This window comes from Microbacterium maritypicum, assembly GCF_041529975.1.
Lineage (GTDB): Bacteria > Actinomycetota > Actinomycetes > Actinomycetales > Microbacteriaceae > Microbacterium.
Window position 1 is genome coordinate 1,722,313 of record NZ_CP168030.1, and the last position, 15,219, is coordinate 1,737,531.

Annotated in this window: 16 protein-coding genes and 1 tRNA gene; 5 read left to right on the top strand and 12 right to left on the bottom strand. The window is 68.3% G+C overall.

The features are described 5' to 3' along the window. Positions 1–32: 32 nt before the first annotated feature. The gene (locus tag ACCO44_RS08500) at positions 33–1,745 is read right to left on the bottom strand and encodes a helicase-associated domain-containing protein (protein WP_105711325.1); all 1,713 of its coding nucleotides are present in this window, start codon (positions 1,743–1,745) and stop codon (positions 33–35) included. Between the two features lie 10 nt (positions 1,746–1,755). After that, the gene (locus ACCO44_RS08505) at positions 1,756–2,031 is read right to left on the bottom strand and encodes a multidrug ABC transporter ATPase (RefSeq protein WP_105711324.1); all 276 of its coding nucleotides are present in this window, start codon (positions 2,029–2,031) and stop codon (positions 1,756–1,758) included. Between the two features lie 118 nt (positions 2,032–2,149). Here ACCO44_RS08505 and ACCO44_RS08510 point away from each other — a divergent pair, with 118 nt between their 5' ends. Beyond that, positions 2,150–2,530 carry a cold-shock protein gene (locus tag ACCO44_RS08510; RefSeq protein WP_029262737.1) on the top strand — a complete coding sequence of 127 codons (381 nt, stop codon included), beginning with the start codon at positions 2,150–2,152 and terminating at the stop codon, positions 2,528–2,530. Then, entirely contained in the window at positions 2,514–3,086 is a 573-nt protein-coding gene (locus ACCO44_RS08515) for a DUF3027 domain-containing protein (protein WP_262003852.1), read from the top strand. The genes ACCO44_RS08510 and ACCO44_RS08515 overlap by 17 nt, the downstream gene beginning before the upstream one ends. 10 nt (positions 3,087–3,096) lie before the next feature. Here ACCO44_RS08515 and serC read toward each other — a convergent pair whose 3' ends face one another. Further along, positions 3,097–4,209 carry a phosphoserine transaminase gene (gene serC, locus ACCO44_RS08520; protein WP_372469244.1) on the bottom strand — a complete coding sequence of 371 codons (1,113 nt, stop codon included), beginning with the start codon at positions 4,207–4,209 and terminating at the stop codon, positions 3,097–3,099. A gap of 101 nt (positions 4,210–4,310) precedes the next feature. Between serC and ACCO44_RS08525 the strand changes: the two genes are divergently transcribed. The 3 genes from ACCO44_RS08525 to ACCO44_RS08535 all read left to right on the top strand — a co-directional run bounded on the left by ACCO44_RS08525 (position 4,311) and on the right by ACCO44_RS08535 (position 6,929). Further along, positions 4,311–5,012, top strand: coding sequence for a metal-dependent transcriptional regulator (locus ACCO44_RS08525; RefSeq protein WP_029262734.1), 702 nt, complete (start codon positions 4,311–4,313; stop codon positions 5,010–5,012). Positions 5,013–5,372: 360 nt separating this feature from the next. Beyond that, complete coding sequence (locus ACCO44_RS08530) at positions 5,373–6,122, top strand: M23 family metallopeptidase (RefSeq protein ID WP_036303711.1); 750 nt, start codon at positions 5,373–5,375, stop codon at positions 6,120–6,122. Positions 6,123–6,431: 309 nt separating this feature from the next. Continuing rightward, positions 6,432–6,929: an HNH endonuclease gene (locus ACCO44_RS08535; RefSeq protein ID WP_372469245.1), complete on the top strand. Its 498-nt coding sequence runs from the start codon at positions 6,432–6,434 to the stop codon at positions 6,927–6,929. Positions 6,930–7,103: 174 nt separating this feature from the next. Here the strand turns inward: ACCO44_RS08535 and ACCO44_RS08540 are convergent. From ACCO44_RS08540 to idi, 9 genes are all read right to left on the bottom strand, one after another. Next, positions 7,104–7,176: transfer RNA gene (locus ACCO44_RS08540), tRNA-Arg, on the bottom strand. 42 nt (positions 7,177–7,218) lie between these two features. Then, positions 7,219–9,405, bottom strand: coding sequence for an MMPL family transporter (locus tag ACCO44_RS08545; protein ID WP_372469246.1), 2,187 nt, complete (start codon positions 9,403–9,405; stop codon positions 7,219–7,221). Positions 9,406–9,465: 60 nt separating this feature from the next. Further along, positions 9,466–10,359, bottom strand: coding sequence for a prenyltransferase (locus ACCO44_RS08550; protein WP_372469247.1), 894 nt, complete (start codon positions 10,357–10,359; stop codon positions 9,466–9,468). After that, positions 10,356–10,700 carry a lycopene cyclase domain-containing protein gene (locus ACCO44_RS08555; protein WP_372469248.1) on the bottom strand — a complete coding sequence of 115 codons (345 nt, stop codon included), beginning with the start codon at positions 10,698–10,700 and terminating at the stop codon, positions 10,356–10,358. Before ACCO44_RS08555 ends, ACCO44_RS08550 begins: the two co-directional genes overlap by 4 nt. Then, positions 10,697–11,044, bottom strand: a complete 348-nt coding sequence (locus ACCO44_RS08560) for a lycopene cyclase domain-containing protein (protein WP_372469249.1) — start codon at positions 11,042–11,044, stop codon at positions 10,697–10,699. The genes ACCO44_RS08555 and ACCO44_RS08560 overlap by 4 nt, the downstream gene beginning before the upstream one ends. Continuing rightward, on the bottom strand, positions 11,044–12,645 hold the full coding sequence (gene crtI, locus ACCO44_RS08565) for a phytoene desaturase family protein (protein WP_029262727.1): 1,602 nt from the start codon (positions 12,643–12,645) through the stop codon (positions 11,044–11,046). Before crtI ends, ACCO44_RS08560 begins: the two co-directional genes overlap by 1 nt. After that, positions 12,642–13,550 (bottom strand): phytoene/squalene synthase family protein, encoded by a 909-nt coding sequence (locus ACCO44_RS08570; RefSeq protein ID WP_372469250.1) that lies wholly within the window; start codon positions 13,548–13,550, stop codon positions 12,642–12,644. Before ACCO44_RS08570 ends, crtI begins: the two co-directional genes overlap by 4 nt. Beyond that, positions 13,547–14,629, bottom strand: coding sequence for a polyprenyl synthetase family protein (locus ACCO44_RS08575; RefSeq protein ID WP_372469251.1), 1,083 nt, complete (start codon positions 14,627–14,629; stop codon positions 13,547–13,549). The genes ACCO44_RS08570 and ACCO44_RS08575 overlap by 4 nt, the downstream gene beginning before the upstream one ends. A 3-nt stretch (positions 14,630–14,632) precedes the next feature. Beyond that, positions 14,633–15,154: an isopentenyl-diphosphate Delta-isomerase gene (gene idi, locus ACCO44_RS08580; protein WP_372469252.1), complete on the bottom strand. Its 522-nt coding sequence runs from the start codon at positions 15,152–15,154 to the stop codon at positions 14,633–14,635. Positions 15,155–15,219 lie beyond the last annotated feature (65 nt).

The window sequence follows — 15,219 nt, forward strand, 5'->3', positions numbered from 1 at the left end:
GTCCAGTTTACCGGTCGCGAGAGGCACTGGGCCTACGGCGCGACGATCGTCGCTGCGAGGATGCTCGACACCGGGAGCGTGCGCTCGACGTCGGCCGCACGGTCCCGGCCGCGAAGACGACCACCACCCATCCCCGTGGCTTCGAGGAGGAGTTCTCGGGTGGAGCCGTCCGGCATCCCGACCGTGACCTGGAGGACGGATTTCGCGCGCACCGCCGCCTCGAGCTCCCGGTCGAGCCAGGCGGCGTCGGCATCCGGGCCCTGGTGCGAACGCAGGCGTGTGATGAGGGGGGTGAGATCCAGGGTGTCCAGGTCGGGCAGCGTCGCCGGGGCGGCGGGGTGCCGTTCGCGCACCAGGAGAGCACCGTCCGCGCCGACCAGAGTCGCCGGATACCTCGCGTCGGTGAGCGCCCAGTACACCGTCTCGCGGCTGACGCGGGTGGTGAGCGACCCGACGTGCACCGCGAGCGCGAGCGGACGCAGCGACTGGTCGACGGCCATCGCCTGGATGAGGTGCGAATCCGTGCTCTCGATCCGCGTGCGACCGGTCTCCTCGTCGGTGAACACGCGGACGAGGCCGTGCCGTTGAGCGGTCTGTGCGATCAGGTAGCCGAGCGGCTGCGGTATGCCTGTGAGCGAGAGGGAGCCGAGGAACTCGAGGATCGACTGCTCGGTCTCGCCGGCGACGAACGCGTGCGCCACCGATTCCGTGGTGAACCGGTACGACGATGCCTGGGCCGCTGACTCGCGGGCGGCGATCGTGCGAAGACGCACATCGAGTGCGGGTTCCAGCGGGCCGGGGGCGATCGCCGTGAGGTCGTTCTGCAGGAAGATCCGGTCCACTTCCGCCGGCAGCAGCCGCACGAGGGCCCGAGCGTCGGCATCGCCTCCGGTGCGCAGCCCGACGGCCCATTCCGGTTCGCTGCCGTCTTCGGCGATGAGCCCGAGCAGCCGCGCTGCCTCGTGCAGGACACGGGCGCGGTCGGGCCACGTCGGATCCCACGGATGCGCGTCGCTCCACGACTGTGGAGGCGTCCACCCGCCGTCGGGAGAACGGACGCCGCGCGGCAGGGCGTCGCGGAACGACGTCGCCAGCACGCTCCAGCGTTCGACCGCCGAGGAGCGCAGCCAGGCTTCTGCGGATTGGCTCGATCGCAGTCGGCGGTCCGCCGCGACCGCGAGCCCGGACTCGAGCGCGATCGACACCAGCGTGTCCACGATCTCCACGGGCACGCCGGCTTCGCCGAGCTGACGCTTCTCGCCCGCGTTCACGCCTCCGCCGGTGAGCAGCGAGAACGGATTCTCCCTCGCGACGAGAAGCAGGTCCGCGAGCACGGCGACCGTCGTGAACGCACGTTCTGCGGCGTGGGCCGATGCCGTCTCGGAGGAGGGGACGGCGGTCGGCTGATCGGCCGGGAGGTCCGGAACCGAGCGCCCCGCGAGCGCTGCGGTCACGGGGGGATACGGGGCGCCGTCCGCCCGGAGCAGGGCCAGTGCCGTCAAGCTCTCCTGCTGCACTCCGGCGCCCACGCCTGAGGCCGCGTCGATCAGCGCCTTCGCCTCCGCGGCGGTCAGCGAGGGAAGAACTTTCGACAGGGAGGTGGGGTCGAGGAGGGACTCGGCGGCGTCGAAGAAATCCTGCCAGCCGACGTCCGGTCGCACCCGGCGCGCCGTGAACAGTCGTCGGAGGTCATCGTCGCTCGCCTCCGACAGCCAATCCGCCAGCGGTCGCGCGTGAGTGCTCATGGCCGGTGCCTCACGAACGCGAAGACGCGCGGCCCTTCCGGATGAAGCTCATCGTGAGGAGGGTGATGATCATCACGAAGGCGAGAGGAAGGCCCCAATAGGGGATCGCGGCGATGAGAGGCCACACGCCATGGCCGAAAGCCTCTTGATCCATGCCGACCCAGGTGCCGATGATGATGGCGAAGAAACACACCACAGCGGCAGCGGCGATTCCGAGCGCGCCGAAGGTCAGGAAGCGGTCCACCCGACGGATGGGGACCTCCGGCTCGGAATTCTGCGTGCTCATCCGTCCCAGCCTACTCGTACTGCGCCCATCGGTTCCGCGGGCCGTGCGACCGGTAGGCTGGGGGGACGCGCACGAGCGCGCCCACTGTTCTGCATATCGATCTCAGCGAGGTTCTCCCATGCCCACCGGCAAGGTCAGGTTCTACGACGAAGACAAGGGTTTCGGCTTCATCGCCAGCGATGACGGCCAGGACGTCTTCCTGCACGCCTCCGCGATGCCTACTGGCACCGCTGTGAAGGCCGGTGCGCGCGTGGAGTTCGGCGTCGCCGATGGCAAGCGCGGTCTCCAGGCTCTGTCGGTGCGTGTGCTCGAAGCGCCGCCCAGCCTGTCGAAGGCCAAGCGGAAGCCGGCCGATGACATGGCGATCATCGTCGAAGACCTCGTCAAGCTGCTCGACGGCATCGGCGGAGACCTGCGCCGCGGGCGCTACCCCGCCTCCGGACACGGCCGCAAGATCGCTGCCGTCCTGCGCAAGGTCGCTGATGACCTCGAAGCCTGACGCCGACGCGCGTCTCGTCGGCGCCCACGATCTCGCCCTGGCAGCGCTGGGCGAGATCACTCCCGCGTCCACGGTCGGTCCCGCAGCCGGGTACCTCATCGAAGAGGACGGCTCTGTGTCGTTGCGGTTCGAGAACCGTCTGGCCGGCTACCCCGGCTGGTACTGGACCGTGACCGTCGCGCAGGTCGATGATGAGGATCCGACGGTCCTCGAGCTCGAGCTTCTGCCCGGCGACGGAGCCCTTCTGGCGCCGGAATGGGTGCCCTGGGCCGAACGTCTGGCCGAGTACCGCGCGCATCAGGTGGAACTCGCGGAGGCCGCGGCCGCCGCGGGTGACGAGAGCGCCGAGGATGCCGACGATCTCGATGACGAGGATGCTCTCGACGACGACATCCTCGATGATGACGACGATGAGCTCGACGAGGACGATGACCGTGCTGCGGACATCCTCCACGCGGGCGATCTCGACGGGGTCGACATCGATGAGCTCGACGAATCCGACGACGACGCCGACGCCCTGGATGCGGACGCCGGCGAGGTCGACGAAGAGGAGTGAGTCCGGGCGCTCAGGCGCCCAGGTTCTCCAGCACGAAGTCGATCGAACGGGTGAGCTGACGCACGTCGTCCGGGTCGATCGACACGAAGGTCGCGACGCGTAGCTGGTTGCGTCCGAGCTTGCGATACGGCTCGGTGTCGACGATGCCGTTCGCCCGGAGGGTCTTCGCGATCGCCGCCGCGTCGATGCTGTCGTCGAAGTCGATCGTGGCGACCACCGGAGAGCGGTGTGCGGCGTCCGTCACGAAGGGCGTGGCGATCGACGACGCCTCGGCCCATTCGTACAGCACCGAGGACGACTCGGACGTGCGGGCCGCCGCCCAGGCGAGCCCACCGTTGTCGAGGATCCAGCGCAGCTGGCTGTCGAGCAGGTGCAGCGTGGTCAGTGCCGGGGTGTTGAGCGTCTGGTTGAGCCGGGAGTTGTCCACGGCGTTCTTCAGGCTCAGGAACTCGGGGATGTACCGACCGGATGCCGCGATGCGCTCGATGCGCTCGATCGCAGCCGGTGAAACCGCCGCGAACCACAGGCCGCCGTCCGAACCCAGGTTCTTCTGCGGGGCGAAGTAGTAGACGTCGGCCTGAGCCGCGTCGAAGTCGATGCCGCCGGCGGCGCTCGTCGCGTCGATGACGGTCAGCGCGCCGTCGGCGTCGATGCGGCGGACGGGAGCGGCGACGCCGGTCGAGGTCTCGTTGTGGGGCCAGGCATAGACGTCGACACCCGGGACGGGCTCGGCGACGGTCAGGGACCCGGGCTCGGCCTGGCGCACGTCGGGAGCCTCGAGCCAGGGGGCACCGGCTGCGGCGGCGAACTTACCGCCGAACTCGCCGAAGACGAGGTTCTGGCTGCGACGTTCGATGAGGCCGAAGGCCGCGGCGTCCCAGAAGGCGGTCGAGCCGCCGTTGCCCACCAGGATCTCGTATCCCTCGGGGATGCGGAACAGGGCGGCGAGCTGCTCGCGCACGCTGCCGACGAGGTTCTTCACGGGCGCCTGGCGGTGCGAGGTGCCGAGGATCGACGCTCCCGATGCGACCAGCGCCTCGAGCTGCGCGGGGCGCACCTTCGAGGGGCCGCAGCCGAAGCGGCCGTCAGCGGGCAGGAGGTCACCGGGAATCTCGATCGCCATGGGTCGATTCTAGAGGGCACCCGGCGGGTCGCCGGACCGGCGACGGATCCGATGTCGGTCCGGGAATGTAGGCTTGCCTAAGAACCCCGGAGGGCCTGCACATGACCGATCTGATCGACACCACGGAGATGTATCTCCGCACCATCCTCGAACTCGAGGAGGAGAACATCGTGCCGCTGCGCGCGCGCATCTCCGAGCGCCTCGGTCACTCCGGCCCGACGGTCTCGCAGACCGTGGGGCGCATGGAGCGCGATGGCCTCGTCATCGTCTCGGAGGACCGCACGCTCGAGCTCACCGACGCCGGCCGCCGCAAAGCCGTCGACGTGATGCGCAAGCACCGTCTCGCCGAGCGTCTGCTGTCGGATGTCATCGGACTCGACTGGGCATACGTGCACGAAGAGGCCTGCCGGTGGGAGCACGTGATGAGCGAGCAGGTCGAGCGCCGCCTGGTGGAGCTGCTCGGGCACCCGACCGAATCGCCCTACGGCAACCCGATCCCCGGCCTCGACCAGCTCGGCGACCTGCCGGCTCGCACCTTCGACGAGGGTGTCATCGGCCTCGTCCAACGACTCAACGCAGCGGGTGAGCCCGTCGAGGGGACCGTTCGTCGCCTCGCCGAGCCCGCGCAGGTCGACCCGGAGCTGCTGGAGCAGCTGCGCGATGCCGGTGTGGTTCCGGGTGCGCACGGCGACTTCCGCTTCAGTGAGGGGTATGTCCTCATCCAGATGGACGGCAAGGAAGACGGTCTCGAACTCCCCGTGGAGCTTGCATCGCACATCTTCCTCGTGGGCGAACCCGCCTGATCCGGCACGGATTCCGTGCCTCGCAGCGGCATGTGGAGTGCTCCTGATGCGGCCTCTGCGACGATTGTCAGGTTCCCGGGGTGACACGATCGTTATCTTCCGGTAACCTCGGTCGAGTCGCCAGCGAAGAAGCCCGCTGGAGATGGACCGCGAAGATACGCCTTTCAGGCTCGTCGTCTTCACGGCAGGAACGCACAAAGTACCCGAGATACGTTCGTGCCACGAGAGCAGAGTGCCGACGAGCCAGCGCTACCCGAAAGCGCTAGGGCCCAGGAGGACCACGTTTTGGCCGCAGACATCGAACAGCCCGCGAAGAAGACATCTGGAGACCGAGTGAGCGCACGACGCGCAGGTGCGCGGGTGACCGCTCGCAAGGCCGTCAAGCCACTCCGATCCATCGCCATCTTCGGGGCCGTCGGTGCGCTCGTCGCCGGCATCGCTCTTCCTGCGTTCGCGCAGTCGAAGCCGAGCGAAGCCGCTCCGACGACGTTGCAGCAGCTGGCCGCGGTCGACGCGCAGTCCCTGGTGGTGGCCTCGCAGGCCACAGCTGCTCCCTTGAGCCGAGGCTCCTTCAGTGCGACGACTCCCGAGGAGATCGCGAAGAAGAAGGCAGAAGAGGCCGCTGCGGCTCGCGCGGCCGCTGCCGCAAAGGCATCGACGGCGTCCTCGTCTGCCCAATACAACACGGCCGGCTACGCGCTGACCTCCCCGGGCTCGGGTGAAGTCCGCTACCCGCTCCCGATGGGCTCCTGGAACGTCAGCCGCACGATCGGCGGCGGCCACAACGGTGCCGACATGCTCGCTCCCGCGGGCACCCCGATCTATGCCGCCGCTGCCGGAGTCGTCCGCGCTTCCGCCGAGAGCATCGGCGGCTACGGCGTCGCCGTCATGCTCGACAGCGTCGTGGGCGGTCAGCGAGTGCAGACGACCTACGGTCACATGATCTACGGTTCGCGCCAAGTGCAGGTCGGACAGTCGGTAGCGGCAGGACAGCTGATCGGCTATGTCGGCAGCACCGGACGCTCGACCGCCAACCATCTGCACTTCGAGGTCTGGATCAACGGCGGACTCGTCGAGCCCATGTCGTGGCTCTCGGTCAACGCCGGCTGATTCCCGGACACGCCTCGCTCCATTCACCCTCCGTTTCGCCCCGCATACAGCCGGATGGGTTAGCCTGATCCCGTTGTCGTACAGGTGGGAGAGGCTGATGGAGCGAATACCGACCATCCGAACCATGGATGCCCTCGGTCGTCACGTCCTTCTGCATAGCCCGCGGGGAAGCCACGGCGTCGCCGTGCGCGAAAGGCGCTGTCTTTAGACGGCGCCTTTTTTCGTCCCCACGATCGCTCTGCCACCTGGGCGACCTCGTGTGAGTCGAGAGTGCCGGGAAGCCGTCCCGGCGGATCGAGAGGATGACGAATGCGCACACTGGTCCTGAATGCCGGATACGAGCCGCTCGCGATCGTGTCGTTCAAGCGAGCCCTGGTGCTCGTGATGAATGACAAGGCGACCGTGATCGAACGCGTGGAAGACGACCCCGTCTGGGGCACCCACGGCGTGTATGAACGTCCGGCGGTCATCATCCTCGCTCGGTACGTCTGGGTGCCGACGAGCAGACGCGTGCCGGTCACCCGCCGCGGTGTGCTGCGTCGTGACAATCATCGATGCGGCTACTGCGGGAAAGCGGCTTCGACCATCGACCACGTACTGCCGCGTTCGCGCGGGGGAGCGGACTCCTGGGAGAACCTGGTGGCCTGCTGTCTACGCTGCAACAACGTCAAGAGCGATCGCACACCGCAGGAGATGCGCTGGCAGCTGCGCTTCACCCCTCGTCCTCCGCACGGCACCGCCTGGACGGTGCGCGGAACCGAGCGCAGTGACCCGCGGTGGGAACGGTACCTGGCACTGGCGGCGTGACGTCGCGTGCCCTCGAGTCCTCCACCGGCCCCTCCACGCGCCGCGGGATGGTGAGGCGCGGAACGGTGGGAGCAGGGGGCGGCGCGTGGAGCCTCCTGGCCGGCGGGGCCCGCTGACGAAGGGCCTGAGACGTCGAAGAGGGGCCACCCTTCGGGCGGCCCCTCTTCGACGTCGTGCCCTCGACAGGATTCGAACCTGCGACCTGCCCTTTAGGAGAGGGCTGCTCTATCCCCTGAGCTACGAGGGCGTGCGTCCAGTCTAGGCGACCGCCCGCACGCCCCCTCGCGCATCAGTCCTCGCCGCGGCGCCACAGCTTGGAAGGCCACCAGATCGCCTTGCCGATGTCGTACGTCAGCGCGGGGACGAGCAGCGAACGGACGACGAACGTGTCCAGCAGCACCCCGAACGCCACGATGAAGGCCAGCTGCACCAGGAACAGGATGGGGATCACCGACAGCGCGGCGAAGGTCGCCGCGAGCACGAGACCCGCTGACGTGATCACCCCGCCCGTGATCGACAGGCCCCGCAGGATCCCCTCTCGGGTGCCGTGCTGCTTCGACTCCTCGCGGACCCGCGTCATCAGGAAGATGTTGTAGTCGATGCCGAGTGCCACGAGGAACACGAACCCGAAGAGCGGAACGGCGGGGTCCGCACCGGGGAAGTCGAAGATTCCGTTGAACACGAGCGCGGCGACACCCATCGCGGTTCCGAACGACAGGACCGTCGTCAGGATCAACAGCACCGGCGCGAGGATCGACCGCAGCAGCAGCATGAGGATCAGCATGATCACGAGGAGGATCACGGGGATGATCAGGTTGCGGTCATGGATGGAGGCATCGTTCGTGTCGATCGAGGTCGCGGTGACGCCACCCACGAGTGCCTTCGTGTCGCCGAGGTCGGAACGCACCTCTCTCACGGTGGCGGCAGCGGCGGCCGAGTCGGCCGCGTCGGTCAGCGTGCCCTGAAGCAGCACCTGCCCGTCGACCGTCGTGGGGTCGGGGGCGGGGGTGCCCGGCGGGCCGACGGCCGTGATGCCGTCCTCGGTGACGGGGGCGGTGCCGCTGGGGGAGTCCGCGGCGGCGACGGAGACCGCATCGATCCCGTCGTTCGCGAGCAGGACGTCCGCGGCATCCTGCAGTCGGCCCTCGTCGACGACCACGTACACGGGGCTGCCGGATCCGCCGGGGAAGTGCTCGCCCAGAGCCACCTGACCGTCGCGGGCTTCCGAGGCGCCGAGCACCAGGTCCGATTGCGGCACCCCGTTCGCGTCGAGCTGTGTGACACCTGCCGCGCCGGCGACGAGGACCAAGGTCGTCACGATCCAGATGACCCGTGGGCGCCGCTTGATGAGTCCCGCCAGCCGCGCCCACAGTCCCGTCGTGCGCATGCCGTGCTCTGCGGCGACCACTTCCGGTTCGAAGCGCGGACGTCGCGGCCAGAACACGGCGCGACCGAAGAGCAGAAGCAGGGAGGGAAGCAGGGTGAGGGCGGACAGCATGGCGAAGACGATGCCGATCGCCGCGACGGGGCCGAGCGTGCTGTTCGACTTCAGGTCGCTGAGCAGCAGACAGAGGAGTCCGGCGATCACGGTGCCGCCCGAGGCCGCGATCGGTTCGACCGAGCCCTTCCATGCCGCCAGGAGTGCGACGCCCTTGTCCTGCGCCACCCGGAGCTCCTCGCGGAAGCGTGCGACGAGGAGCAGGGCGTAGTCGGTGGCGGCGCCGATCACGAGGATGAAGAGGATTCCCTGTGTCTGGCCGCTGAGAAGCAGCACCTCGAACTTCGCCAGCCACCACACCACGAGGAGCGCCACGCAGAGCGCGAACAGGCTCGTCGAGAGAACGACCAGCGGCAGCAGGAACGAGCGGTAGACGAGTACCAGGATGACCAGCACCGCCAGGAGTGCGACGCCGAGGAGCAGCCCATCGATCCCGGCGAAGCCGGCGACCAGGTCGGCGCTGAACCCCGCGGGTCCCGTGATGTACACGCTGATGCCGTCCGGGACGCCGGCGCGCAGCTCGTCGCCCAGTGCCGTCGTCGTGTCGGCCAGCTCGGCGTCGCTGTCGATCGGGATGAACGCCTGTACTGCCTGCCCGTCATCGGAGGGGAGGGCGGGAGACACATCCTCGCCGACGCCCTCCACGGTCGAGGCCCCGGCCACCGCATCCGAGATCGCATCGAGTTCGCTCTGCGTGAGCTCATCCTCGGACGTGAAGACGGCGATCGCCGGGATCGAGTCGCTGTCGTTGAACTCACCGAGCAGCTGCTGCACCTCGGTGGCCTGCGCGGATTCGGGGAGGTACGTCGTCTGCTCGTTGGAGGAGACCTCATCGATCTTGCCGAACAGTGGACCGCCCAGAGAGGCGCCCACCAGCCACACGAGGATCAGAGCCACGGGGATGAAGACCCGCGCCCAGGAGTGCTGCCGCGAGCGCTCCCTGAGGGGTGGAGTCGGTGGGGAATCGGGGCGGGACATCAGGTGCCTTTCGGGGAGGACGGTCGTTCAGAAGCAGGAGTCAGTAGCAGGAGGCAGGAGTCAGGAGATCCACGCGAGGATCAGGATCATCGTCGCGAGGAAGCCGGCGAAGTAGTTGAGGGCGATGAACCGGCGCCAGGCGCGATTCGTCGACGCGGAGCTGCCATCGTCGACGTTCCACCACGGTGCTGCGTTGACCACGTAAGGCAGAGCGAGGACGGCGGCGAGCGGGCCGGGCCAGGGGGTGAACAGCATCGCCGCACCGGCGATCGCCCAGAGCCCGAGGGAGAGTCGAACCGTCGCACGCGCCCCGATGACGGTGGCTGTCGAGGAGATTCCGCCTTCGCGATCGGGGCCTATGTCCTGCACGGCACCGAAGGCATGCGCTGCCATGCCCCACAGGAAGAAGGCGCCGAGTGTGATGATCGTGCCGGCCGTGACCGGTGCGCCGACCAGGGCGAGAGCGACGATCGCCGGACTCACGAAGTGCGTGCTCGAGGTGATCGAATCGAGGAACGGCCGCTCCTTGAAACGCAGCACCGGTGCCGAGTAGGCGATCACCGCGAACACGCTGACAGCGAGCCAGAACCAGGATGCCGGGTTCCCGACGATCACGAGGTAGACGAGGAACGGGATGTTCGTGGCGGCCGCCGCCCAGAGCGTAGCGCGATGGATGCGAGGCGCAAGGAGCGCGCCCTCGATGCCGCCCTTACGGGGGTTCGCCAGATCGGAGGCGTAGTCGAAGACATCGTTGATCCCGTACATCGCGAGGTTGTACGGGACGAGGAAGTAGAGGGTCCCGATCACCAGGGTCATGTCGAGTTCTCGCGTGGCGAGGAGATAGGCCGCCGCGAAGGGGAACGCGGTGTTGATCCAGCTGATCGGCCGCGAGGAGAGCACGATCTGCGCGAGATCCCGTCCGAAGGTGCGCTCGCGTGCGGATCGGGCGTTCATCCGCGGGCCTCGTCATTCTCGGTCGAGACTTCGCGCGCTCGCCGCCGTGCGCGCAGAGCCGTCCACAGGGCGGGAAGGAGCAGCGCGCCTGCGAGCGGATACGCGAAGTCCTCGATGGGGGCGAGGCCGATGTGCAGACCGAGCAGGGGATCCTGTGCGTAGTGGAACAGCCCACTCGCGATCATCAGCGTGTCGAAAACGGCCGTGAGGAGGAACAGGACGAGCACCGTCAGCAGGACGGCCGCGGGCACGGGTCCGCGTCGGCGGGAGGCGAGGGCCAGGACGATGCCACCGGCGGCGGCGACGAGGAGGAAGCAGGCTGCGACGTGGATGTAACTCATGCGTCACCGGCCTTCGTACCGAGCCGGTCGCGCCTCCGAGCGAGCAGGCGGGCGGAGCCGGTGTAGATGACCATCGTGCACACGATGAGGAAGAGCAGGAACACCGGTTCCTCCACGGGCAGTTCCGGTGCGAGCACCAGACCCGTCGCGATCGCCGCGTCGCCGCGGAGGAAGATGCCGTTCACGATGCCCGCCGCGTCCCACAGGAGGAAGAAGACGAGGCCGACCACCGTGACGACGGCGGCCGAGAGCGCATCCCGCCAGAAGAACAGCCGGAACCGCCAGTCCAGAAGCAGCATGCAGCCCAGCGAGACCAACAGCGCGGTCAGGTACAGCGCGCCCATCAGGAGCCCGCCGTCCCGATCGTGGGGGCATCCGGTTCCGGGAGTGGGCCAGGGGAGTGATCACCGCGGAGACGCTTCAGGACGATCTCGGCACTGATCAAGCACATCGGCACGCCGACGCCGGGCGCGGTCGTGGCACCGGCGTAGAAGAGTCCCTGCACCCGCCTGGACGCGTTCTGAGCGCGGAACATCGCACTCTGGGAGAGGATGTGCGCCGGCCCGAGCATCCCGCCCCGCCACGAGCGGTAGTCGTCGCGGAAGTCGGCCGGCCCTTTGGTCTCGCGCACGACGATCCGCTCACGGAGATCGGGGATGCGTGCCCATGCCGCGACCTGGTCGATGGCGGCATCGGCCGCTCGCTCGATCTCCGCGGACCCCGACCCATCGGATCCGCCATGCCCGAGCTCGACATCCGCCGGAACGGGAACCAGGATGAACAGGTTCTCGTGGCCGGGCGGCGCGACATCGGGGTCGGATGCGCTCGGTCGGCAGACGTAGGTCGAGGCCGGGGCGGGGACGGACGGGGTGGGGCCGAAGATCGCGTCGAAGTTCGCATCCCAGTCGTCGGTGAAGAACAGCGAGTGGTGAGGGAGTTCGGGCAGGGAGCCTTCTACCCCGAGCATGACGAGCACCCCGCCGGGACCGCTCGTGCGGCGAGTCCACCACGACTCAGGATAGCTCTGCAGTGATCGCGGCAACAGCCTGGTCTCGGTGTGGTGCAGGTCTGCGGCGGAGACGACGATATCGGCGAGCTCGACGTGGGAGGTACCCGATCCGTCCACCCAATCGACGCCGGTCACGCGTGTTCCGCCGTCCCCATCCTCGGTGCGGATGCCGGTGACGTCGGCACCCGTGACGACCCGGGCTCCCGCATCGCGGGCCAGGGCCTCGATCCGTTCGATGACCCGCCAGAACCCGCCCTGTGGGTAGCTGACGCCCTGGTCCAGGTCGAGGGAGCTCATCAGGTGGTACATCGCGGGAGCGCTGCGAGGGTCTGTGCCGAGGAACACCGCCGGGTAGCCGAGGATCTGACGCACGACCGGATGCCGGAAACGACGAGCCGCGAAGGACTGCAGCCGGGTGCCGAGCAGCGTGAACAGACGGGGTAGCGCTCGAAGGACCTCCGGCGCCAGGAGCGACCGTGTCCGGGTGAAAGGGTTGTAGAGGAAGTACTTCTGCGCCATCTCGCCGGCATGACGTGCCGACTGCAGGTAGGAGTCCAGCGCCGGGGCAGAACCCGGTTCCAGATCCTCGAAGAGGCGCGTGACGGCCTGCCTGCCGGCGGGCACCGTCACCGCGCCGCGCGTCGGATCCTCTGCGGTCGGTTCGCGGAACACGCGATAGCCGGGATCCAGTCGGGTGAGGTCGAGCTGCTCCTCGGTCGTGGTGCCCATCATCGCGAAGAAGTGGTCGAAGACCTCGGGCATCAGGTACCACGACGGTCCGGAGTCGAATCGGAAGCCGTCACGCTCCATCGTTCCGGCCCGCCCGCCGACGCGGTCGTTCTTCTCGAGGACGACGACCTCGTGCCCGTCCCGTGCGAGCAGTCCCGCGGTCGCGAGGCCGGCGACGCCCGCACCGATCACCACCACACGGCTCATCGGTCGCGCTCCATCGCGGTCACGGCTACCGCGCGAGCGGCGAGCACGGCCTTGATCGGGTCGGGCACCCGCACCCGTCGTCGGTACAGGACCTCGGCCGGTGTCTTCGCAACGCGGCGGGTCAGTGCGGCGAACAGCGCCAGCGCGCTGCGCACGGCCGCGCGAGCATCCTTCGGGAGCAGGGGGATCGCCGCACGGGCGTCGGCCAGCTGGCGCAGGATCGTGTCGACCCAGTCGTCCCGGTCTGCGTCGGTCAGACGCGTGGTGCCGCCGAGGTAACCGCGGTGCAGACGATCCGTGTCGTCGGCGAGGTCGCGCAGGAAGTTGACGTTCTGGAAGGCTGCGCCGAGCTGTCGCGCACCGCGTCGGAGGGTCTCGAGCTCCTCGGGTGTGCGGGGCGAGTCCCGCAGGAATACCTGAAGGCACATCAACCCGACGACCTCGGCGGACCCGTAGACATATGCCGCGTGGGCGTCGGCGTCGTAGGCGGCGAAACCCGTCTCACGGTCGACGTCGGCACTCATCGAATCGAAGAAGGGCGTGGTCAGGTCTTCGTCGATGTCGCACTCCCGGGCCGTCCGCGCGAAGGCGTGCAGGATCAGGTCGCTGCTGTATCCGCTGCGCATCGAGCGATGAGTCGCTTCCACATAGGAGGCGAGAGCTGCCGACTGCGCCGCGCTGTCGAGCCCGGCCTCGGCGGCGACACCGTCGACGATCTCGTCGGCGATGCGCACCATCGCGTAGATGTTGCGCACATGTTGACGATGTCGCCGTCCGAGAAGCCGGGTCGCGAGTCCGAACGACGTCGAGTAGGTGCGGATCACGTCGCTCGTCGCGATCTCCGCCGTGCGGCTGAAACGGCGGAGGGCGGCGTCGTCGGAGGGATCGTGGGGGATGGTGGTCATCGCTCGCGACCATCGACGCGGGAGGCCAGTGCGCGGATCGTCCGTCCGGCGGCCGGTGGGAGTGTGCCCTCGGACTCCGCGTCGCGGAGAACGGTCGATGCGGCCTCGAGGTGCTCGCGGACGAGCCCACGCACGAATGCCTCGGCGCCGCACTCGCGCAGTCGATCGCGAGCTCGGGAGCCGTCCGCGCCGCTGAGATCGGCTCTGCCGAAGTGCTGTTCGATCCCCTCCCAGTGGCTCGTCATGCGGGCATAGGAGATGATCGCGGTCTCCTTGCCTTCCCGCAGGTCCGAGAAGGGATCCTTGCCGTGTTCGTCGGGGTCGCCGAACACGGAGAGCAGATCATCCTGCAGCTGATACGCGAGGCCGAGGTGTCGGCCGATCGTGGTGAGTCGCTGCTCGGTCGCCGCCGACGACCCTGCCAGCACGGCTGCGGCGCGCAGCGGAAGCACGAACGAGTACGTCGCCGTCTTGTAGGCGCTCGTCGAGAGGATCGTTCGTAGATCCGGAGTGATCATGCCGTCGCTGAGAGCGACATCGGCATGCTCACCGGCGACGGTCTCGAGGATGGTCTGCTCCAGAAGCGAGAGCAGGCGATCGCGTGCGTGCACGGAGACGTCCACCCGGGCGAACCCCAGCACCGCCGAAGTCAACAGGAGATCGCCGAGGAGGATCGCGCTCGATCGCGCCCAGTGCAGTTTCGGTGCGGCAGGGGCGTCCGGCCGACCCGCGACGAGAGTGCCAATCAGGTTCGGTCCGCGCCGGCGGATGAGATCTCCGTCGATGACATCGTCATGCAGGAGGAAGGCGAAGTGCAGCAGCTCGACCTCGGCCGCGACATCGATCGCGGACTCGCTCGCCTCCGCCGAGAGCGGGTGCGGTGAGAGGGCCTGCGCCAGGTCGACGAGCAGTCGCGGCCGGATGAGTTTGCCGCCGAGTGCGTGCTCGGCCGCCACCGTCCACAGCTCCGTGAACCCGGGGCCGTATTTCTCCGCCGCTGCCGTGTGCGCGGAGAAGCGTCGCCGCAGCGCGGCTTCGATCCGTGTACCGAGTGCTTCCTCGGTCGCCGTCGCGCTCATGATTCAGACCTCGCCGAGCCGTCGCAACAGCGGAAGCTGCTCGACGAGCCACGGGCTGAACGCGAACGGTGCATGGGTGACGGCTTCGATCAGGGCGGGAACTTCGACCCACGTCCACTCGGACACCTCGTCCGGATCGGCCTCGGGTTCTCCGTCGATGACGGCCACGTGCACCGGGCAGATCTCGTTCTCGACGATTCCGCTCGCGTCGACGGCGCGGTAGCGGTAGTCGGGCAGCGCGAGGCGAATACCCGTGAGCTGGACGCCGAGCTCGTCGATGCCGCGGCGCCGAACGGCGTCCGCCATCTCCTCGTCGGGTCGTGGATGACCGCAGAAGCTGTTCGTCCAGACTCCTGGCCAGGTCCGCTTCGCGAGGGACCGGCGTGTCAGGAGCAGACGCCCTCGTGCGTCGAAGACGTAGCAGGAGAAGGCGAGATGCAGCGGGGTATCGCTCGTGTGGACGTCGCTCTTCGGCAACGTGCCGACGGCGGTTCCGTCATCGGCCAGGAGGGTCACGTAATCCATGGCATCTCCCTTGTTCGAGCCTCTCAAGATTGCTAACTTGGTGAGTAGTCAACTTAGCATGAAAC